This is a genomic window from Cupriavidus sp. GW821-FHT02F09 (assembly GCF_059421605.1).
In genome coordinates this window covers 188,899-210,077 of sequence record NZ_JBWKVH010000008.1, presented here as the reverse complement: position 1 = coordinate 210,077, position 21,179 = coordinate 188,899, and the positions used below count along the sequence as shown (strand labels likewise).

Sequence of the window (21,179 nt, the reverse complement as noted above, 5' to 3'; positions counted from 1 at the left end):
TCCTCTTACTTGCCGCCGATGAAGCCGGGCACGCGGGTGCGGCCTTCGACCCAGCGCATGAGCAGCATGACCACGATATTGATCAACGCGTACATGATGGTCACCGCGATGAAGGACTCATACGGGCGCGCCGTGTAGTCCACCAGTTGGCGCCCCTGCGCCGCCAGCTCCAGCAGCCCGATGGTCGACGCCACAGCGGAGTTCTTGAAGATGTTCAGGAACTCCGAGGTCAGCGGCGGCACGATGACGCGGAACGACATCGGCAATAGCACGTAACGGTAAGTCTGGGCCAACGTGAAACCCATCGCCAGGCCGGCGTTGCGCTGGCCCGGCGGCAGTGAGTTGATCCCCGAGCGCACCTGCTCGCAGACCCGGGCTGCGGTAAACGTGCCCAGGCAAAGCATGGCTGCAATGAACTGCTGCGCGAACGGGTTCATCTGCTTGATCGCCTCGCCACCGGGCAACAGCTCGGGCATGACGAAATACCAGATAAACAACTGCACCAGCAGCGGGATATTACGGAAGATCTCTACGTAGGTGGCGGCCAGGCCGGACAGCCACTTGTTGGGCACCGTGCGCAGTACGCCGAGTACGGAGCCGATGACGAGGGCGATGATCCACGACGAGAGCCCGAGTGCAATGGTGACCTTCAGGCCGGAAATCATCCAGTCCAGGTAGGTCTCGTTCTGGGCCGCTTGTTCGAGGAATACACCCCAATGCCAGCTGTAGTTCATGATGTGTCCTCAAAAAGAAACGGAAGGACATGCCTTCCGTTTCACACAACCGGAATCCCAGTATCAGTCGAGCGCCTTGTCGTTCGGCGTCTTGAACAGTGCCTTCATGTCTTCCGACAGCGGGAAGTCCAGGTTCAGGCCCTTGGGCGGGACCGGCTGCTGGAACCACTTGGTGTACAGCGTGTTGATCGAGCCATCCTTCATCATGCCCGTGATCACGGTGTCCGACAGCTTCTTGAACTGCGCATCGTCCTTGCGGATCATGCAGCCATAGGACTCGCGCGATTGCGGCTTGCCCACCACGATCCAGTCGGCCGGGTTCTTGGCCTTGGCGCGTTCGCCATACAGCAGTGCATCGTCCATCATGAAGGCAACGGCGCGGCCCGATTCCAGCGTCAGGAACGACTGGCCATGGTCCTTGGTGCTGATGATGTTCATGCCCAGCTTCTGGTCATCGTTCATCTTGCGCAGCAGGCGTTCCGAGGTGGTGCCGGCGGTCGTCACCACGTTCTTGCCCTTGAGGTCGGCCCAGTCCTTGATGCCGCCATCCTTCTTCACCATGATGCGGGTGCCGATGATGAAGATGCTGGTGGTAAACGATGCCTGCTTCTGGCGCTCGAGGTTGTTGGTGGTCGAGCCGCACTCGATGTCGATGGTGCCGTTCTGCAGCAGGGTGATGCGGTTCTGCGAGGTGATCGGGATTTCCTTGACCTGCAGGTTCGGCAGCTTCAGCTGGTCCTTGATCGCTTCCACGATCTTGACATTGATGTCGTAGGAATAACCGACCTGGCGCACGCCGCCGAGGTTGTAGTTGAACGGAATCGACGACTCACGAACGCCAAGCGTAATCACACCGGTGTCTTTGATCTTCTGCAGCGTGCCCGTCAGTTGCTCGGCAGCTTGCGCGGTACCGCACAGCACGCCAGCAGCAATCATCAGGGAAGCCAACTTGGCAACATTCATAACATCTCCTTGACCATGAAGAGAAAGGCGGGACTCTAACAAAAAACCACCCGCCGACGAAATAGTATTGCGCAGGCAAGCACTCAAGACAACGGGTTTTTCCCCTAACAGCGCCATCTAAGGCATGGTTTGCAAGGCAAACGAGGCATGCCTCCACTGCCGTAAAGCCGTTGCGCTAACGCGTCGGGCCGGCCTTGCGGCAACGCCTCGCCAGCCCGGGAGCCCCCTGGCGCGCGCTGGGCGGCGAGCGCATACGACAACGCGGCTGCCGGGAAGCCCGGCAGCCGCGTTACCAATCCTGGATAGGCTTGTTGCGCCGCAGCATCGCCAGGTAGCGACGCTGCGGCGCCAAGCCGCGTCAGGCATCAGGGATAGAGACCGCGCATTTCGCGCGCCTGAAGAATCCGCGTGCACGCCACGATGAAAGCGGCCGTGCGCAAGGTAACCTTGTTGTCCTGAGCGACCTGCCAGATCGCCCGGAATGCCTCTTGCATGATTCGTACCAGGCGCTGGTTGATTTCCTCTTCGGTCCAGAAGAAGCTGGAAAAGTCCTGTACCCATTCGAAATAGGAGACCGTAACGCCGCCGGCATTGGCGATGACGTCGGGCGCCACCAGGATATTGCGCTCGCGCAGGATGTCGTCGGCCTCGGGCGTGGTCGGGCCGTTCGCACCTTCGATGACCATGCGTGCCTTGATGTGGGGCGCGTTCTGGGCTGTGATCTGGCCTTCCAGCGCGGCCGGGATCAGGATTTCGCAATCCACCTGCCAGAATTGCTCGGCGGAGATGGTCTCGCCCTGGAAACCTTCGATGGTGCCGCTGTGCGAGGCATATTCCATCATGGCGGGCACGTCCAGGCCAGCCGGGTTGTACAGCGCGGTGCGGTGGTCCTGCACCGCCACCACCTTGGCGCCTGCCTCATGGAACAGCTTGGCGGCCACGGCGCCGACATTGCCGAAGCCCTGCACGGCAATGCGTGCGCCCTTGATCTCAAGGCCGAGGTTGCGCGCCGCCTCGGAACCCACCACGAACACGCCGCGGCCGGTTGCCTCGCGGCGACCCAGCGAGCCGCCCAGCGAGATCGGCTTGCCGGTCACCACGCCGGTGGCGGTGCTGCCGGAATTCATCGAGTAGGTGTCCATCATCCATGCCATCACCTGTTCATTGGTGTTGACGTCGGGCGCCGGGATGTCCTTGTTGGGCCCGATGATGAAGTTGATTTCGCTGGTATAGCGGCGCGTGACGCGCTCCAGCTCCGAGCGCGAGAGCGTGCGCGGATCGACGCGGATACCGCCCTTGGCGCCGCCGTACGGCACATTGACCGCGGCGTTCTTGACCGACATCCAGGCCGACAGGGCCATCACTTCCGACAGGGTCACATCCTGGTGGAAGCGCACGCCGCCCTTGCCCGGGCCGCGCGACATGTTGTGCTGCACGCGATAGCCTTCGAAGTGGGCAATGGTGCCGTTATCCATCTCGATCGGCACGTCCACCACCAGCGCGCGCTTGGGGCGCTTCAGGGTCTCGACCCAGCGGGCCAGCGAGCCCAGGTAAGGCGTGACACGATCGACCTGCTGCAGGTAGATGCCCCAGGGCCCGAGCGCATCGGCGTTCAGGTACGAAGGCAAGGTGTGGTTCTTGACGGCAGGATTGGACGGCGCTGCGGAAGACATCGTTTGGTTCCGGTGTGAAGGTGCCGCCAGCTTAGGGGAGGCGGCCCCGCCGAAGCCAATGCCGTTTGATTATCCCGTTATGCATGCTTTGCATAACCTTTGACCAAGGCCCCATGCTGCCCTGTGCCAGCCTTACCTGCTCTGTGGCGGTGTGCCCGGCGCACCCGCTGCACGCCTTCAGGGTTTCGGCTGTGCGGGCAAGGCCTGCGCTGCCAGCGAAGACCACACGCGCTCCACCAGCTGGCGCTTGTTGCGAACCTGCGCGCTGCGCCGCTCGTTGACGTGTTCGCCCGGCTTCTCCCGGTAAAGCCGGATTTCCATGTCGATCGACAACGGCGCGCCGCGCGCGGCCTCCGCGCGCACCAGCCGGTGCTGGAGCAGTTCCTCGCGCACCGCGCTCTCCGGCAGAAAGGCCATGCCATGCCCGGACAGCGCCATCACCTTGAGCGCCTCGGCCATATCGGTCTCGTAGCATTTGTCGAGCTTGAGCGCGTCGGTGGTCTCAGACAGCAGCATGTCGACCATGCGGCCAAGGAAGGCATTGGGTGTATAGCTGAGGAAGGGCACCGGTTTCTTGTCCGTGCCCGGCAGCCGGTACAGAGGCTTGCCGGTGGCGTCCGGCACGCTGTATGGCGACAGCCGCTCGGTGCCCAGCACCATCATGTCGTAGTGCGCGGGATCGAGCTGGATGGCCTGGCGCGCATGGTGGTAGACCATCACCAGGTCGCAGCCGCCATCGACCAGCGCCAGCACGGCGTCATGCACGTTGAGTGCACGCAGCCGGCACGGCAGCGTGCCGATCTCGCGCTCCACCGCCTTGAGCCATTCGGGGAAGAACGTCAGCGACAGCGTGTGCGGCACCGCGAATTCCAGCACCTGGGCATTGGCCGAACGCTGCCCCCGCATCAGCGCGCGGGTCTCGCTGACCTGCGCCAGCATGGCCAGGGCCTGTTCGTAGAACACCTTGCCCGCCGGCGTCAGGCTGGTGGGATAGCTGGAGCGGTCGATCAGCTCCGTGCCCACCCAGGACTCCAGCGACTGGATCCGGCGCGAGAACGCGGGCTGCGTCACATGACGCTGCTCGGCCGAGCGCGAGAAGCTGTGCGTCTCGGCCAGGCTGACGAAGTCTTCAAGCCACTTGATTTCCATGAGGCGGCATTATCCACCGGCTGCCCGCCGTTTCGCCACCGTCAGGAACAATATTCTATTTATTTGATTTTTATTAGAATGTGATTACACTCACTCCCAGATTTGCACGACAAGACGCACGTGCTTGCTACGGGACGGACGCTATGATGGTCGCAAACCAACAAGGAGCCCTTCATGGCCACCCAGCAAGCCGCCGTTACCGATATTGCCAGCCACGCACGCAACGCTGGCGTGCTTGGCACCCTCGACACGGCCGACGGCCAGCCGGATCTCTTTGCCCCGCTGTCCGACGGCATGTCGTCCGCCTTTGCCGCCAGTGCGCGCATGGTGGCGCAAGGCATCGAAGCCAGCCTGCCGGACGCCGCCACGCTGCTGGCGCTGCTGCCGGAATCGCTGCGCGAAGGCTCGGCTGAGGGCTATGTGCGCCACCTGGTGCACGCCGATCCGCTGGCGCGCTTCTCCGCCATGCTGATCGTCTGGCGGCCGGGACAGCACAGCCCGGTGCACGGACACCAGACCTGGTGCGCCTACCGGGTGCTGCGCGGCACGCTGCATGAGCGCCACTACCGCTGGGACGCGCAAGCGCGGCAGGCGCATCCGTGCGGCGAGATCACGCGCACGGTGGGCGATACCTTCAGCGTGCCGGCTGGGCTGCGCCATATCCATGCGCTCGGCAACGACAGCGACGCGGTGGCCGTGTCGCTGCATATTTATGGGGTGGACCAGGAACACATCTGCAGCGGTGTGAACCTGCTGGTGGACGCGGCCTGAGTCTTGCGGGCGGCCAGGCACCCGAACGACGCTGCGCGCCAACAGGATTTGCCATGGACCGATACGACCGCCAGATACTTGCCGCTCTCCAGGAAGACGCCACCGTGCCGGTGGCCGAGCTGGGCGAGCGGGTGGGCCTCACCTCCACGCCGTGCTGGCGGCGCGTGCAGAAGCTCGAGGAAAGCGGCGTGATACGCAAGCGGGTGGCGCTGCTGGACCCTGCGCTGCTGAATGTGGGCGTGACGGTATTCGTCTCGGTCCGCACCAGCCAGCACAGCGTCAAATGGCTCAAGACCTTTCATGACCTGGTCGCCTCGATCCCCGAGGTGACTGAGTTCTATCGGATGGCCGGGGATACCGATTACCTGCTGCGCGTGGTGGTGCCGGATATCGCGGCCTATGACCGGGTCTACAAGAAGCTGATTCAGGGGGCTGAGCTGGCGGATGTTAGTTCTAGTTTTGCTATGGAGCAGATCAAGTACACGACGGCTTTGCCTTTGGATTATGCGTGATTGGGGTTGGTTGCTGTTTCTTTGAGCGGCGATGGTTTTTGCACCCACGGTGCCGTACGACATCGCCCTAGCGTGGTTGGTTTTCTTTGAACGGCGATGGCGTTTGCACCCAAGGGCCATACGACATCCCCCTGCGGGGGCTGCCGGTCACTCTTCTTTGCGTCGGCAAAGAAGACTAACGAGAAGAAAGCCGACCCTGCCGGGCGCAGAGCAATCAGGCTTATGTGGGGCGGTGGTTGCGTCGTACGGCCCGGAGTGTTGGCTGGCCTTTGCCTTACCGGCTTGAAGGACATCATAACCGCATGACCCAATGGTCACGTGGTGGTGCCCCTGATCGCTTTGCTCGGTGAGCGTTCGACCATCTGCCGTTACCGGCGCGGACCATCACGACACATCGCCCATCAATGGTTTCGTGGTGGGGCGGGCGCGGTGGTCAGAGCCTTGGGCATATCAAGCCGGTGCCACCGCGCCCACGACGGAACCGGTGCGCTTGCAACTTCGTGGCCGGCCACTGCGCGAGCGACAGACGGCTTGAAGCAAGTGATGTCTGCTATCGGGGGCCGCACCACGAATCCCGGAGGCTGGCAGATTCGTGGCCGGTCAAGCCGGTACCGGCAGATGCCCGCCAACACTCCGGGCCGTACGACGCAACCACCGGGGCCGAACAGCCTTATTGCTCTGCTCCCGGCAGGGTCGGCTTTCTTCTCGTTAGTCTTCTTTGCCGACGCAAAGAAGAGTGACCGGCAGCCCCCGCAGGGGGATGTCGTATGGCCCTTGGGTCCAAAAACCGTCACCGCTCAAAGAAACAGCCAAAGACGCAAGCCCCCCTTCATCCCCCCCCGCCCCCCTCCCCCCCTTCACCCCCGATGCGCCCACCCCGTCATCCGCCTCTCCACCACAGCAAAAAACTCATACATCACCATCGCCATCACAGCAATCACCACCAGCCCGGCAAACGCCAGCGGCATCTTCATCGCCGATCCGGCGGACACCAGCAAATAGCCGATGCCTTCATTGGCAGCACTCATCTCGGACACGGTAGTGCCGACGAAAGCCAGCGTGATCGCCACCTTGAGCGAAGCAAAGAAGTAAGGCATCGACCGCGGCAGCCCGACCTTGAGCAACACATCGGTGCGCTTTGCACCAAGTACGCGCAGCACATCCTCCAGTTCCGGCTCCAAGGTGGCCAGCCCCGTGGCGATATTGACCATGATCGGGAAGAACGAGATCAGGAAGGCGGTCAGGATCGCCGGGCCGGCACCCAGGCCAAACCACACCACCAGGATTGGCACGAAGGCTGCCTTCGGCAACGCATTGAACGCCGTCATCAGCGGATACCCGGCGGCGTACGCCAGCTTGGACGAGCCCATCAGCAAACCCAGCACCACGCCCACGATGATGGCGAGGCCAAAGCCGACCATGGTGGTCCAGAAGGTACGCCAGGCGTGGCCGGCAATCACATCCCAGTATTCGAACAGCGACGTGACGATCGCGCTGGGGCTGGGAAGGATGAAGTCCGACACATTGAACATAAGGCACGCGCCCTGCCACAGCAGCAGGAACGTGCCCAGCAACAGCCATGGCGCCACGCGCTGCACGCGGCGTTGCTGAGCCGCGTTCATCGAGGAAGAAAAAGTGCTCATGGTCAGTGCTGCCGTACGTGGCCGATCTTCTCGCGCAGCGAATGCACGAGGTCGGCAAAGGGTTCGGTATAGGTCAGGTCGAGGTCGCGCGGACGCGGCAGGTCGATCTCCTTGCGCGTGAGGATGCGCCCCGGGCGCTGGCTCATCACGTAGACCGTGTCGGCCAGGAACACGGCCTCGCGCAGGTCGTGGGTGACCAGGATCACGTTGAAGCGCTGGGCCTGCCACAGGTCGCGCAGCACGCACCACAGCTCCTCGCGGGTAAAGGCGTCGAGCGCGCCGAAGGGCTCGTCGAGCAGCAGCATGCGCGGCTCGTGGATCAGTGCGCGGCAGATCGAGGCACGCTGCTGCATGCCGCCGGAGAGCTGCCACGGGTACTTGTCCTCGTAGCCGGCCAGGCCCACGGTGCGCAGCAGCTCGCGTGCGCGCGCCGTGTACTCATCCCGCTTCTGGCGCAGCGTGGAGCGGTAGGGCTCGACGATCTCCAGCGGCAGCATGACGTTCTGCAACGTGGTGCGCCAGGGCAGCAGCGTCGGCGCCTGGAAGGCCATGCCAACCATCTTGAGCGGGCCGGCGACCTTCTCGCCGGCGATCTTGACCACGCCGCGCGTGGCCGGCTTTAGCCCGGTCGCCAGCTTCATGAAGGTGGACTTGCCGCAGCCGGAAGGTCCGACGATGGCGATGAACTCGCCCGGCTCGACCTGCAGCGAGATGTCCTCGATGGCGAACTCACCCTGGCGGGCAAGCTCGTCGTTATAGGCGAGCCAGACCCGGTTGAACTCGACGAAGGGTTGCGCCGCCGGCTCGCCCGGCAGGTCAGGAGGCAGTGCGGCCCCCGTGCGCAGGAAGGTAGTGCCCACCGTCATCGCAGCACATCCAGTTCGGCTGCGGACGGCAGGTAGGCATCGGTCCACAGGTTGTCGGGGTTGATGCGGCCCTTGGTGCCGAAGGCGTCAGCCACTTGCGAAGCCATCAGCGACAAGCGCGGCTTGTTGACGCGGCCAAAGCCCTCGGCGCGCGCGTCGGGCGACTTGACCACGCTGTCCAGCGCCATCTTCAGGCGCTTGGTCTCGAGCTTCTCGTCGATGATGCCGTCACGCGCCTTGACCGCCTTGATGCCCTCTTCCGGCTTGGCGATCACGTCCTTGGCCGATTTGGCGAAGGCGCGCAGGAAGGCCTTGACGGCCTCCGGGTTCTTCTTGAGGAAGTCCTCCGAGGCGATCACGGCGTTGCCGTACAGCTTCACGCCGTATTGCGGGTACGGCAGCACCACGATGTCCTCGTCCTTCACGCCACGCGCATTCAGGTTGAGGATGGAGGTGAACGAGAAGCCCGTGATGGCGTCGAGGTCGCCGCGCGTGAGCATGGTCTCGCGCAGGGTCGGGTCCATCGCCTGCCAGTTGAAGCTCGATGCCTGCAGGCCGTTGGCCTTGGCGAAGATCGGGAAGGCGCGGCGGCCGGCGTCGAATACCGGTGCGCCGAGCTTCTTGCCGGCCAGGTCGTGCGGGGTCTTGATGCCGGACTTCTTCAGCGCGAGCACGGCGGCTGGGGTGTTGTTGTAGACCATCATCACGGCCACCGGCTTGTTCTTGGCATCCGGGTTGTTGCCGTAGAACTCCATCACCGAGGCCAGGTCGGCAAAGCCCATGTCGTAGGTGCCGGAGGCCACGCGGTTGACCACGTTGCCCGATCCGTTGCCGGCGTCGATCGACACGTCGAGCTTCTCGGCCTTGTAGTAGCCCTTCTGCTCGCCCAGCAGGAACAGCGCCGACGGGCCTTCGAAGCGCCAGTCGAGCTGGAAACGGACCTTGGTCTGGGCGTGCGCCTCGCCGGCAAATTGTGTCGACAGCACCAGGGCGGTGCCCAGCGCCATGCCAAGCTGCAGCCAGCGGCGGCGCGCGGTGGATGCGGCAGCGCCGGACGCGGTGTGGGCGGGCTGGGCGCCGGCGTGAGCGGCAGTGGCCTCGAACGGGGTGGCGGCACGGAATAGCGGCATTGAACTCTCTCCAGTTAGTCGTCTTCCTGGATAGTTCGTCTGCAAGGCGCATGCCATGCAAACACGCACCACGATGGGGCTGATACGCCACCTATTGTCGAACCAAATTCGTGCAACCGGATGTTTCGGGACGATTTGCCGCAATAGATTGTCAACAATCCATTGCGGCCCTGGCGATTGCCGTGTCAGGCGTCCTGGGTTGCGTCGCCGGCTTCGATGGCCAGCGCGGCATCCTCCACGGGGGCCTCGCTCTGTGCCGCGCTGCGCGCCTGGATGTGCCACATCTCGGCGTAGCGGCCGTCGAGCCGCATCAGTTCGGCATGGGTGCCGCGCTCGATGATGCGGCCGCGGTCCATCACCAGGATCTGGTCGGCATGCACCACCGTAGAGAGCCGGTGCGCGATCAGCAGCGTGGTGCGGTTCTGCGCCAGGCGCATCAGCTCGGCCTGGATGGCCTGCTCGGTACGGGAATCCAGCGCCGAGGTGGCTTCATCGAAGACCAGGATCGGCGGGTTCTTCAGCAGCGTGCGGGCAATGGCGACGCGTTGCTTCTCCCCGCCCGACAGCTTGAGGCCGCGCTCGCCCACCGGCGTGTCGTAGCCCTGCGGCAGCTCGCGGATAAAGCCGTCGATCTGAGCCGCGCGCGCGGCCTCGATGACTTCGTCGCGGCTGGCGTCGGGGCGGCCGTAGGCGATGTTGTAGTAGATGCTGTCGTTGAACAGCACGGTGTCCTGCGGCACGATGCCGATGGCGCGGCGCAGGCTGTCCTGCGTGATCGTACGGACATCCTGGCCGTCGATCTCGATGCCGCCGCTGCTCACGTCATAGAAGCGGAACAACAGCCGCGCCAGCGTGGACTTGCCCGAGCCGCTGTGGCCTACCACCGCGGTAGTAGTGCCGGCGGCGATGGCGAAGTCCACCTCGTCCAGGATCACGCGATTGCTCTCGTAGCCAAAGCCGACATGGTTGAAACGCACCGCCGCGCCCTGCACGCGCAAGGCCGCTGCGTCCGGCGCATCGGCCACTTCGCGGTTGGTGCCCAGCAGCACGAACATGCGGTCCATGTCGGTGGTGGCCTGCTTGATCTCGCGGTAGATCACGCCGAGGAAGTTCAGCGGAATGTACAGCTGGATCATCAGCGTATTGACCAGCACCAGGTCGCCCAGCGTGAGCTTGCCCGCCGCCACGCCCACCGTGGCGCGCCACAGGATCAGGATCAGGCCGGTGGCGATGATGGCCTGCTGGCCGAAGTTGAGGAACGACAGCGAATTTTGCGAGCGGATCGCCGCAGTGCGGTACTTGCGCAGGTTCTCGTCATAGCGGCCGGCCTCGTACTCCTCGTTGCCGAAGTACTTGACGGTCTCGAAGTTGAGCAGGGAATCGATCGCCTTCTGGTTGGCGCGCGAATCCAGCTCGTTCATCTTGCGCCGGAAGTGCGTGCGCCACTCGGTCACCACGATGGTGAACACGATGTAGCTCACCAGCGCGCAGCCCGTGATGGCAGCGAACCAGATGTCGTAGTGCAGGATGAAGAAGCCCATCACCAGCCCCATCTCGACCAGGGTCGGCAGGATGCTGTAGAGCGAGTAGGAGATCAGCGACTGGATGCCGCGCGTGCCGCGCTCGATGTCGCGGCTCATGCCGCCGGTCTGGCGGTCCAGGTGAAAGCGCAGCGACAGCGCGTGCAGGTGGCGAAACACCTGCAGCGCGATCTCGCGCACCGCGCTCTGCGTGACCTTGGAGAACAGGATCTCGCGCAACTCGGTAAACAGCGTGCCGGACAAGCGCAGTATCCCGTAGGCGACGATCAGCCCCACCGGCACCACCAGCAGCGCGCTCGCGCTGCCGGCGGGAACATTCATGTTGTCCACCAGCTTCTTCATCAGGACCGGCACGCCCAGGTTGGCCACCTTGGCCGCCACCAGGCACACCAGCGCCAGGATCACTCGCCACTTGTAATGCCAGACGTAGGGCAACAGGTTGCGCACGGTCTGCCAATCGCTGCGGGGAACGTTGGATTTGCCGAAGAGGGAGGAAGGCTGGGCGGGGGACGGCTCGGCCGACGTAGAGTAGCGTCGCATACGTTAGAATTCGGGCGAATATGCGATTGTGGCAGAGATCGACATAATTAGCCGGCGCCACGCCGCTTATCCCCGTCACGGAACCGCCTCGACGCCCGGACCGCACGCCGGCAAGGTCACTCCGGCATGCGCACCGGCGCGCCAGCACCCCACCGCAGCCCTTGCTACCCCGCCCCAACCCTATCCAGCCTCATCAAGCAGCCATCATGAATCAACCCAACGTCCTCCCCTGCCTGCCCCCTGGCAAGAATCCCGCACTGCGCGTGGTCCCCATGCCGGCGGATGCCAATGTGCATGGCGACGTCTTCGGAGGCTGGATCATGGCCCAGGTGGACATCGCCGGCTCGATTCCGGCGGTAGAGCGTGCCCAAGGCCGCGTGGCCACCGTGGCGGTGAACTCCTTCCTGTTCAAGCATCCGGTCTTTGTCGGCGACCTGGTGAGTTTCTACGCCGATATCGAGAAGACGGGCCGCACCTCGATCACCGTATCGGTGGAGGTCTATGCGCAACGCATGCGCCACAGCAACGAGATCGTCAAGGTGACCGAAGCCACCCTGACCTATGTGGCGACGGACGATACAAGGCAACCGCGGGTGTTGCCAGCGATATAAGCAGCCGCCTGAAGCCGGCTCCCCTGTCAGGCATTCCTGGCGGGGCACCGGCGCGAGGAAAATCGGAAATTTCCGCAAGCACATGCAGCCGTTTCTGATTGCTCCACCTCGCCCCACAACCTTAAATGCTAATGATTATCATTTTCATTTAAGGAGAATTGCATGCGTTCGTACATCAGGTCTGCCGCGCTGCCGCCACGGCGCCCTCTCGCTTCCGTCGTCCTGGCCGCGGCCTGCGCCACACCAGTCCTGGCAGACGATCTGCAACGGCAAGGCAAACCCATCGAACTGGCGCCAGTCACGGTTACGGGAACGCAAGCACCCAGCTCCAAGGTTGAAGCCTCCGGCTCGGCCAAATACGCGGCACCGCTGCTCGATACGCCCCAGACCATCACGGTGGTACCACAGCATGTGCTGGAGGAGCAGAACGCCTTGAGCTTGCGGCAGGCGCTTTCCAACGTTTCGGGCATCACCTTCAACGCCGGCGAGGGCGGCGGCGGCTCCGGCGACAGCATCAATATCCGCGGCTTCAGCGCCAACGCGAACATGCAGATCGACGGCTTGCGCGACAGCGGGCAGAACAACCGCTCCGACCTCTTCAATCTCGAAGCGGTCGAGGTGATCAAGGGACCGAATTCGGTCTTCGGCGGCGCCGGCACCACCGGTGGCAGCATCAACATGATCAGCAAGCAACCCAAGGCGGACAGGTTCACGCACGTCGGCGGCGGGCTCGGCACGGCCAGCTTCCACCGCCTGACCCTGGATACCAACCAGCCGCTGCCGTGGGACGGGCACGCAGCGGTCGTCCGCCTGAACCTGATGGCGCACGGCAACGACGTGCCGGGGCGCGACGCTCTTGAACGCCGCCGCTGGGGCATCGCGCCGTCGATCACCTTCGGCATGCAATCGCCGACGCGCCTGACGCTGAGCTATTTCCACCAGCGCGACGACAACCTGCCCGACTACGGCGTGCCAGCGTTGAACGGCCAGCGGCTCGCCGGCGTCAGCCGGCACGGCTACTTCGGTTGGCGCAACGTGGACCGGGAGAACATCACCACCGACGCGGCCACCGTCAAGTTCGAACACGAGTTCAACGACAACCTCAAGCTACAGAACCTGACCCGCTATTCGCACCTGCACCGCGACACCGTGATCTCGGCCTCGCACGTGAACCAAAGGGGGCTACCGCCAGGCCGCTACCTGCCGGCGGGACCGCAGGGCTATGGCCGCGACTCGGCCACCGAGCTGTGGATCAACCAGACCAACCTGACCAGCCGCTTCGACACCTTGGGGTTGGGGCACATCCTGGTCAGTGGCTTCGAGATCTCACGCGAGACCTACGACCGGACCACCTATTCCTACAATCTCTCCAAATACTATCCCGCCAACGGTTTCGATCTCTCCAGCCCGCCAGGCTACTGGAGCGCGCCCACCGACCGGCGCGACAGCGCGCGCAACAAGACATGGCTTGACGTCAAGGCGCTGTACGCGCTTGACACCATCGCCCTGGGCAAGCACTGGGACCTGAACCTCGGCCTGCGCTACGACTGGATAGATGGCAGCGCCGAGAGCACGCCGCTGGGCAAGGCGACCGACCGCTCGGACAGCACTACCAACCAGCTCAGCAGCCGGGCGGGCCTGGTGTTCAAGCCCACGGACAATGGCAGGATCTATTTCGCCTACGGCACCTCCTTCAACCCGTCTGCCGAGTTCCTGGTCAGCACCGGCTCGGGCGTGAACAAAGCCACGGGGGGACTGGCGCCCGAGAAAAACAAGACCTATGAGCTCGGCAGCAAATGGGAGTTCATGGCGCGGCGCCTGGGGCTGAACGCGGCGCTGTTCCAGGTCGACAAGGACAACACGCGCGAACGCCTCTCCGATGGCAGCTATGCGCTGGCCGGCGAGCAGCGCGTGCGCGGCGTCGAGCTGGGCGCGGCTGGCAAGGTGACGCCGAACTGGGACGTTTTCGCCAACTACACTTACCTGAACAGCAAGACACTCAAGTCACTGTCGCTGCCCGAGCGCGAAGGCAAGGCGCTGGCCAACACTCCGGCGCACTCCTTCAGCCTGTGGACCACCTACCAGCTGCCCGCGGGCTGGACGCTGGGCTACGGCGCGCGCTTCATCGGCAGGCGCAACGTGACGTCGGTGGGGGACGGCACGCTTGGTGCCTACCTGGTGCACAACGCCATGCTCGGCTATGCGCCAAGCAAGAACCTCAAGTTCCAGCTCAACGTCGACAACCTGTTCAACAAGGCCTATGTGGAGCGGGTGCGCCAGACGCTGGGCAGCGCATCGCGCTCGTCCGCGATCGAGTACGGCGATGGCCGCTCCGCGGTGCTGTCGGCCGTCTACTCCTTCTAACGCCACGCGCCGGGGTCAGCCAAATGATGATTCACATACCCGGCGTCCTGACGCCGGAACAGGTGCGGGAAAGCGTAAGCCTGCTGACGCAGGCCGACTGGGCCGACGGCAAGGCGACCGCGGGATTCCAGTCCTCGCTCGCCAAGGACAACCTGCAATTGCCGCACGACTCCCCGCAGGGCAAGCACATCGCCGCGATGATCGAGCAGGCCTTGCGGCGCCATCCGCTGTTCTTCTCGGCGGCGCTGCCGGCCAGGATCTACCCCAAGCTGTTCAACGCCTATGCGGGCGGGCAATCGTTCGGCACCCATGTCGACAATGCCATCCGCTACCTTCCCGACGGCTCGGACAGCATCCGCACGGATATCTCGGCCACGCTCTTCCTGTGCGAGCCCGACGACTACGACGGCGGCGAACTGATCATCGAGGACACCTATGGGACGCACGAGGTCAAGCTACCCGCCGGCGACATGATCCTGTATCCGGCTTCCAGCCTGCACCGTGTCAGCCCGGTGACCCGGGGCACGCGGCTTTGCGCGTTCTTCTGGATCCAGAGCCTGCTGCGGGACGCCCGCCAGCGCGCCCTCCTGTTCGACCTGGATACCGCTATCCAGGAAATCGGGCATGCGCTTGGCCATGGACACGCCACCGTGGTGCGCCTCACCGGCGTCTACCACAACCTGCTGCGCGAATGGGCGACGCCCTGACCTTGGCCTCGCCTCGATGTCGCGCAAATGGCGGCAGCGGCGGGGGCGGCCCATCCGCCGTATCGGCCAGGGATGCCCGCAGGCTCAGCTGAAGCGCGAGAAGTCCGGGCGGCGCTTCTCGAAGAACGCCTTGAACGCCTCCTTGGCTTCCGGCGCCTGCAGCATGCGCCGGAACACTTCTCCCTCCTCCGCCATCCTGGCCTGCACGGCCGCCTTATCGCCGCCCTTCATCAGGCGCTTGGTTTCCCTGAGCGACGAAGCCGGCAGCGCTGCCAGCTTGCGCGCCTGCTGCAGCACGAACTCATTGAGCTCCGCCACCGGCAGCACGCGCGTGGCCAGGCCGATCTGTAGCGCTTCCTGCGCGCTGAAGGCCTCACCCAGCATCAGTTTCTCGGCAGCGCGCTGGTGACCCAGCAGGCGCGGCAACAGCATGCTCGATGCCGCCTCCGGGCACAGGCCCAGTTGCACGAACGGCAGCGACAGCTTGGCCGTCTCGGAAACGTAGACCAGGTCGCAATGCAGCAGCATGGTGGTGCCCACGCCCACCGCCGGGCCGCTCACCGCCGCCACCAGCGGCTTGCTGGCCTGGCTGATCTGCTGCAGGAACTGGAATACCGGTGCCGGCTGGTCACCCTCGCCCGCGGTGGGCGGACGCTGCATGAAGTCTTCCAGGTCATTGCCCGCGGTAAATACTTCCGGCTTGCCGCGGATCACGATCACGCGCACGGCGGGATCGGCATCGGCGGCGCGCAGCGCATCGGCCATGGCCTGGTACATCGCCGCCGTGATGGCGTTCTTCTTGTCGAGGCGATCGAACTCGAGGGTCAGGATGCCTTGCTCGATGGTGGTCAGGATGCTCATGAAATCGTGTTCTCCTCACTGCTTGGTTGACTTGTCCGCCGTGCCGAAACACGTTCACTCGAACGCCGGCGGATTCTCGCAAAGATAGCTCATCCCGAACGCCTTTGCGCCGACGTTGAGCGCCACCGTCAGGCTCATCGGCGCCAGCATCAGCTCCACGTCATGCTGCTGCGCGGTGCGCGCGAGCGACTGATAGGCTGGCAACACTTGAATCGCCCCGGGTGGCCCGGCATAGCTCAGCGCTACCGCCGGGCTCAGCAAGCGGCCGCTGCGGATGCACTGCTGCGCATGCGCCATCACGCGGCGCATGCCTTCGTCCGCGCCGCGTGTCTTGGCCACCGGCTCGGTCTGGCCGCGATGCATATGCACGACGGGGCGGATATTGAACGCGCTGCCGAGCATGTAGCGGCCCCAGGTGATGCTGTTCTCGCCCTTGTGCTTGGCCCGCGTGTACATGTAGAGCAACTCGTCGGGCACCAGGAACATGTGCGCGGCGTGGCGCAGGCGTGTCTCCACGGCCTGCACCACCGTTTGCGCGCTGGCGCCGCCGCCAAGCAGGCGCGCCGCCTCGCGCACGATCAGCGCCTGGCCCGGGCCGATCGCGCCGGTGTCGATTACCTTCAGCTCGAACAACCCCGTGCGCCCCGCGTCCTTGCGTGCCTTGAAGCTCCTGGCCACGGTGCCGACCACGGCGCCCGAGGCGTGCGCATACAGTTTGCTGCGGCTGCTGGCGATGGTGAGCAGCAGCGCGCGGTCGCATGAGGTCACCACATGCTTGAGCAGGTGGTCTTCGATCTCGCGCTCTAGCAAGGGGATGGATTCGGCGTAGTGGTCCTGCTTGCCGACCAGATACTGCTCGTAAAGCGACGGCAAGGCCGGCTCGTCGCGCACGTCGGCCACAAAGCGGTCGCCCGCGCGAATGCGGAACGGCACCGTGCGCACGCCAAGTTCGGCCATCAGCGCGCGCGGCATGTCACACGCGGCGTCGGCCAGGATGAGTGTCTCCTGCATCTTGTTGTTTCCTCCCGGTCAGGTGAGCCGCGTCGAGGCGGCAGCTGTCTCCTTGTTATGGCACTGCTTTCTTCACCTGATAGAGAGTCGGGGAGATGGATCACGCTGCGCACGCTGCCGTGCGCGATCCATCTCCCCAGTGGCGCGTTCAAACGCGCTCGAAGATACCTGCCGCGCCCATGCCCGTGCCGACACACATGGTGACCATGCCGTACTTCAGGTTGTGACGGCGCAGCGCGTGCACCACGGTGGCCGAACGGATCGCGCCGGTGGCGCCCAGCGGGTGGCCCAGTGCAATCGCGCCGCCCATCTGGTTGACCTTGGCCGGGTCCAACTGCAGGTCGCGCATCACCGCCAGCGACTGCGCGGCGAAGGCTTCGTTCAGCTCGATCCAGTCCATCTGGTCCTGCGTGAGGCCGGCTGCCTTGAGCGCCGCGGGAATCGCTTCCTTGGGGCCGATGCCCATGATCTCGGGCGGCACGCCGCGCACCGCGAACGACACGAAGCGCGCCAGCGGCACCAGGTTGAACTGCTTGAGGATCTTTTCCGAAACCAGGATCAGCGCGCCAGCGCCATCCGAAGTCTGCGAGCTGTTGCCGGCGGTGACGCTACCCTTGTTGGCAAACACCGGGCGCAGCTTGCCCAGGCCTTCGACCGAGGTCTCCGGACGCGGGCCTTCGTCCAGCGAGATGGTGCGTGTCTTCACGTCGACCTGGCCGCTGGCCAGGTTGGGGAATTTCTCGACGATCTCGATCGGGGTGATTTCGTCCTTGAAGTCGCCGGCCTGCTGGGCACGGATCGCCTTCTGGTGCGAAGCGAGCGAGAAAGCATCCTGGTCTTCGCGGCTGACCTGCCATTTCTGCGCGACCTTCTCGGCGGTCAGGCCCATGCCGTAGGCGATGCCGATGTTCTCGTCGCGCTCGAAGATCGCCGGCGACATCGACGGCGAATTGCCCATCATCGGCACCATGCTCATCGATTCCACGCCGGCGGCGATCATCACGTCGGACTCGCCCACGCGGATGCGGTCGGCGGCCATCGCCACGGCCGACAGGCCGGAGGCGCAGAAGCGGTTGACGGTGATGCCGCCCACGGTGTTCGGCAGGCCCGACAGCAGCGCACCGATGCGCGCGACGTTCAGGCCCTGCTGCGCCTCGGGGATGGCGCAGCCAACGATGGCGTCTTCGATCAGCCTGGGATCGAGGTTAGGCACCTGCGCCACGGCCGCGCGCAGGATGGTGGCCAGCAGGTCGTCCGGGCGGGTGTTCTTGAACGCGCCCTTGGGAGCCTTGCCGATCGGCGTGCGGGTCGCGGCAACGATGTATGCGTCTTGCAGTTGTTTCATGATGTCGGTTCCTCGCTTGCCTTAGTTGCGCACCGGCTTGCCGGTCTGCAGCATGCCCATGATGCGTTCCTGGGTCTTGCCCGTGCCGAGCAGGTCGACAAAGGTCTTGCGTTCCAGCGCCAGCAGCCATTCCTCGCTGACCAGCGAGCCGGCTTCCACGTCGCCGCCGCACACCGCCTCGGCAATGCGGCTGGCAATCAGGAAGTCGTGCGCGGAGATGAAGCCGCCGTCGCGCATATTGGCCAGCGACGCCTTGATGGTGGCAATGCCGGAGCGGCCCGCCACCGGCACCAGCGTGCCCGGTACCGGGGCGCGGTAGCCAGCGTTGGACAGCGCGCGCACTTCGTTCTGCGCCACGTAGAGCAGCTCGTGCACGTTGAACACGATGGTGTCCGACGGCTGCAGGTAGCCCATCTTCTGCGCGTCCAGCGCCGAGGAGGAGACCTTGGCCATGGCCGCTGCCTGGAAGCGGTTGGTGAGGAACTGCAGGTAGTTGGTGCTACCGGCGGCTTGCGCAGCACGTGCGGCAGCCAGCGCAGCCTCCTTCAGGCCGCCACCGGCCGGCACCAGGCCCACGCCCACTTCCACCAGGCCGATATAGGTTTCCAGCGCGGCCACGCGCTTGGCCGAATGCAGCATCAGCTCGCAGCCGCCGCCCAGCGCGATGCCGGACGCCGCCGACACCACCGGCACGGCGGAATACTTCACCCGCATCATGCCGTCCTGGAATTTCTTGACGAAGGGCTCGATGCCCTTGGCGCCGCCCATCATGAAGGCCGGCATCGCGGCTTCCAGGTTGGCGCCCGCGGAGAACGGGCCGCCCGGCGCGCCCAGTTGCAGCGACGTCGGCTGCCACACCACCAGGCCCTTGTACTCGGCTTCGGCCAAGTCGATGGCGCGCGTCAGGCCATCGATCACGTCCGGGCCGATGGTGTTCATCTTGCTCTTGAACGAAACCACCAGCACATCGTCCTGGCCCTCGCTCACCCAGATGCGTACCGCATCGTTTTCTTCCACGGTGCGGCCAGCCTTGCGCGGATCCGTTGCGGCGGTGCCCTTGACCGCGGCGCGGAACACCTGGCGCTCGTACACCGGCAACGCATTGCGCTGCACGAAGGCTTGCGCGGCGGGCGACCACGAGCCCCGCGCGCCATGCACGCCCTGGTTGTCAGCGACGGGGCCTTCGGACACCCACGACGGCAGCGCCGCGCTGGACAAGCCCTTGCCCGCGTCGATGTCTTCCTTCACCCACTCGGCTACCTGCTTCCAGCCGGCCGATTGCCAGTCCTCGAAGGGGCCGGAGTTCCAGCCGAAGCCCCAGCGGATCGCCAGGTCGATATCGGCGGCGGAGCCGGCGATCTGCTCCAGGTAGACGCCGATGTAGTGGAACACGTCGCGGAACACGGCCCACAAGAACTGCGCCTGCGGGTTGCTGGATTCGCGCAGCAGCTTGATGCGCTCGGCCGGTTCCTTCTTCAGCATGCGCACCACGATCTCGTCGGCCTTCTTGCCCGAGTCGACGTATTGGCCCGTCTTGGGGTCCAGCACCTTGATGGTCTTGCCTTCCTTCTTGTAGAAGCCAGCGCCGGTCTTCTGGCCCAATGCGCCCGCATCCACCAGCCCCTTGAGCACGGCGGGCGTCCTGTACACCGGCGCAAACGGATCGTCCAGCAGGGTGTCCTGCATGGTCTTGATCACGTGGGCCATGGTGTCCAGGCCCACCACGTCGGCAGTGCGGAAGGTGGCGGACTTGGCGCGGCCCAGCTTGGCGCCGGTCAGGTCGTCGACCACGTCGAAGGGGATGCCGTACTTCTCAGCCTCGGCGAACACCGCCAGGATCGAGAAGATGCCAACGCGGTTGGCAATGAAGTTCGGTGTGTCCTTGGCGCGCACCACGCCCTTGCCGAGCGTGGAGGTCAGGAAGGTTTCCAGGCGGTCCAGGATCGCGGGCTGCGTGGTCGCGGTCGGGATCAGCTCCACCAGGTGCATGTAGCGCGGCGGGTTGAAGAAGTGCACGCCGCAGAAGCGCGACTTCAGATCCGCGTCGAAACCATCGGACAGCGCGGTGATCGACAGGCCCGAGGTATTGGTAGCGAAGATGGTGTGCGATGCCAGGTGTGGCGCGACCTTCTTGTACAGGTCGTGCTTCCAGTCCATGCGCTCGGCGATGGCCTCGATCACCACGTCGCACTCCTTGAGCAGCGCGAGGTCGTCCTCGTAGTTGGCGGGCTGGATCAGGCCGGCTTCGTCCTTGATGCCGAGCGGCGCCGGCGAGAGTTTCTTCAGGTTCTCGATGGCGCGCAGCGAGATGCCGTTCTTGGGGCCTTCCTTGGCCGGAAGGTCGAACAGCACCACGGGCACGCGGGCATTGACGAGATGGGCGGCGATCTGCGCCCCCATGACGCCGGCACCCAGCACGGCGACCTTCTTGACGATGAAATTGGACATGCGCGCTCCTAGGAAAGTGAGCGTTGAGATGAGGTGGGCTGGCTGCGCGTGGCGCCGGCGTTGATGCTGGTGGTGACGCTGGTGGTGACGCTGGTGTTGCCGCTGGTGTGCTCCCCTCTCCCGCTTGCGGGAGGGGTCGGGGGAGAGGGTGGGCGGTCGATCAAGCGGTATCGCTCGTTGAACCGCCGGCCCTCTCCCCCGTCCCCTCTTCCATTTCATGGGAGAGGGGAGCACACCATTGGCATCGACACCGTCAGAGCCAGTAGCCTGCGCCCGCGCTAAGACAACCGCATTAATTCAGGACAAACAA

At 64.7% G+C, this 21,179-nt stretch carries 17 protein-coding genes; 5 read left to right on the top strand and 12 right to left on the bottom strand.

Annotated elements, in window-relative coordinates:
- Positions 1-5: 5 nt before the first annotated feature.
- The 4 genes from AC07XB_RS12495 to AC07XB_RS12480 all read right to left on the bottom strand — a co-directional run bounded on the left by AC07XB_RS12495 (position 6) and on the right by AC07XB_RS12480 (position 4,519).
- Positions 6-734, bottom strand: coding sequence for an amino acid ABC transporter permease (locus AC07XB_RS12495; RefSeq protein WP_441640555.1), 729 nt, complete (start codon positions 732-734; stop codon positions 6-8).
- A 63-nt stretch (positions 735-797) separates the two neighbouring features.
- Positions 798-1,697: a glutamate/aspartate ABC transporter substrate-binding protein gene (locus tag AC07XB_RS12490; protein WP_150987958.1), complete on the bottom strand. Its 900-nt coding sequence runs from the start codon at positions 1,695-1,697 to the stop codon at positions 798-800.
- Between the two features lie 365 nt (positions 1,698-2,062).
- Positions 2,063-3,370, bottom strand: a complete 1,308-nt coding sequence (locus AC07XB_RS12485) for a Glu/Leu/Phe/Val family dehydrogenase (RefSeq protein ID WP_043343639.1) — start codon at positions 3,368-3,370, stop codon at positions 2,063-2,065.
- Positions 3,371-3,547: 177 nt separating this feature from the next.
- Positions 3,548-4,519, bottom strand: coding sequence for a LysR family transcriptional regulator (locus AC07XB_RS12480; protein WP_492375711.1), 972 nt, complete (start codon positions 4,517-4,519; stop codon positions 3,548-3,550).
- 174 nt (positions 4,520-4,693) lie between these two features.
- On the opposite strand from AC07XB_RS12480, the gene AC07XB_RS12475 reads away from it, so the two are divergent.
- Both AC07XB_RS12475 and AC07XB_RS12470 read left to right on the top strand, forming a co-directional pair.
- Positions 4,694-5,290 (top strand): cysteine dioxygenase family protein, encoded by a 597-nt coding sequence (locus tag AC07XB_RS12475; RefSeq protein WP_492375712.1) that lies wholly within the window; start codon positions 4,694-4,696, stop codon positions 5,288-5,290.
- A 53-nt stretch (positions 5,291-5,343) separates the two neighbouring features.
- On the top strand, positions 5,344-5,802 hold the full coding sequence (locus tag AC07XB_RS12470; protein ID WP_043343633.1) for an Lrp/AsnC family transcriptional regulator: 459 nt from the start codon (positions 5,344-5,346) through the stop codon (positions 5,800-5,802).
- A gap of 857 nt (positions 5,803-6,659) precedes the next feature.
- On the opposite strand, the gene AC07XB_RS12465 is transcribed toward AC07XB_RS12470, so the two are convergent.
- The 4 genes from AC07XB_RS12465 to AC07XB_RS12450 form a co-directional block, all read right to left on the bottom strand.
- Positions 6,660-7,445 (bottom strand): ABC transporter permease, encoded by a 786-nt coding sequence (locus AC07XB_RS12465; protein ID WP_492813564.1) that lies wholly within the window; start codon positions 7,443-7,445, stop codon positions 6,660-6,662.
- Positions 7,446-7,447: 2 nt separating this feature from the next.
- Positions 7,448-8,311, bottom strand: a complete 864-nt coding sequence (locus AC07XB_RS12460; RefSeq protein ID WP_492813562.1) for an ABC transporter ATP-binding protein — start codon at positions 8,309-8,311, stop codon at positions 7,448-7,450.
- Positions 8,308-9,441: an ABC transporter substrate-binding protein gene (locus tag AC07XB_RS12455; protein ID WP_492813560.1), complete on the bottom strand. Its 1,134-nt coding sequence runs from the start codon at positions 9,439-9,441 to the stop codon at positions 8,308-8,310. The genes AC07XB_RS12460 and AC07XB_RS12455 overlap by 4 nt, the downstream gene beginning before the upstream one ends.
- Before the next feature lie 185 nt (positions 9,442-9,626).
- Positions 9,627-11,522: an ABCB family ABC transporter ATP-binding protein/permease gene (locus AC07XB_RS12450; protein WP_492830550.1), complete on the bottom strand. Its 1,896-nt coding sequence runs from the start codon at positions 11,520-11,522 to the stop codon at positions 9,627-9,629.
- Between the two features lie 206 nt (positions 11,523-11,728).
- Here AC07XB_RS12450 and AC07XB_RS12445 point away from each other — a divergent pair, with 206 nt between their 5' ends.
- From AC07XB_RS12445 to AC07XB_RS12435, 3 genes are all read left to right on the top strand, one after another.
- Positions 11,729-12,133: an acyl-CoA thioesterase gene (locus AC07XB_RS12445; protein ID WP_150987934.1), complete on the top strand. Its 405-nt coding sequence runs from the start codon at positions 11,729-11,731 to the stop codon at positions 12,131-12,133.
- A 162-nt stretch (positions 12,134-12,295) separates the two neighbouring features.
- Entirely contained in the window at positions 12,296-14,497 is a 2,202-nt protein-coding gene (locus AC07XB_RS12440) for a TonB-dependent receptor (RefSeq protein ID WP_492830549.1), read from the top strand.
- Between the two features lie 23 nt (positions 14,498-14,520).
- Complete coding sequence (locus tag AC07XB_RS12435) at positions 14,521-15,204, top strand: Fe2+-dependent dioxygenase (protein WP_492376508.1); 684 nt, start codon at positions 14,521-14,523, stop codon at positions 15,202-15,204.
- A gap of 84 nt (positions 15,205-15,288) precedes the next feature.
- Here the strand turns inward: AC07XB_RS12435 and AC07XB_RS12430 are convergent, their stop codons facing one another.
- The 4 genes from AC07XB_RS12430 to AC07XB_RS12415 form a co-directional block, all read right to left on the bottom strand.
- Complete coding sequence (locus tag AC07XB_RS12430) at positions 15,289-16,065, bottom strand: enoyl-CoA hydratase (protein WP_492376509.1); 777 nt, start codon at positions 16,063-16,065, stop codon at positions 15,289-15,291.
- A gap of 54 nt (positions 16,066-16,119) precedes the next feature.
- A complete protein-coding gene (locus tag AC07XB_RS12425) occupies positions 16,120-17,076 on the bottom strand; it encodes a DegV family protein (RefSeq protein ID WP_492830548.1) in 957 nt (318 codons plus the stop codon).
- 148 nt (positions 17,077-17,224) lie between these two features.
- Positions 17,225-18,424 (bottom strand): acetyl-CoA C-acyltransferase, encoded by a 1,200-nt coding sequence (locus tag AC07XB_RS12420; RefSeq protein ID WP_492376513.1) that lies wholly within the window; start codon positions 18,422-18,424, stop codon positions 17,225-17,227.
- A gap of 18 nt (positions 18,425-18,442) precedes the next feature.
- Complete coding sequence (locus AC07XB_RS12415; RefSeq protein ID WP_492830547.1) at positions 18,443-20,869, bottom strand: 3-hydroxyacyl-CoA dehydrogenase/enoyl-CoA hydratase family protein; 2,427 nt, start codon at positions 20,867-20,869, stop codon at positions 18,443-18,445.
- Positions 20,870-21,179 lie beyond the last annotated feature (310 nt).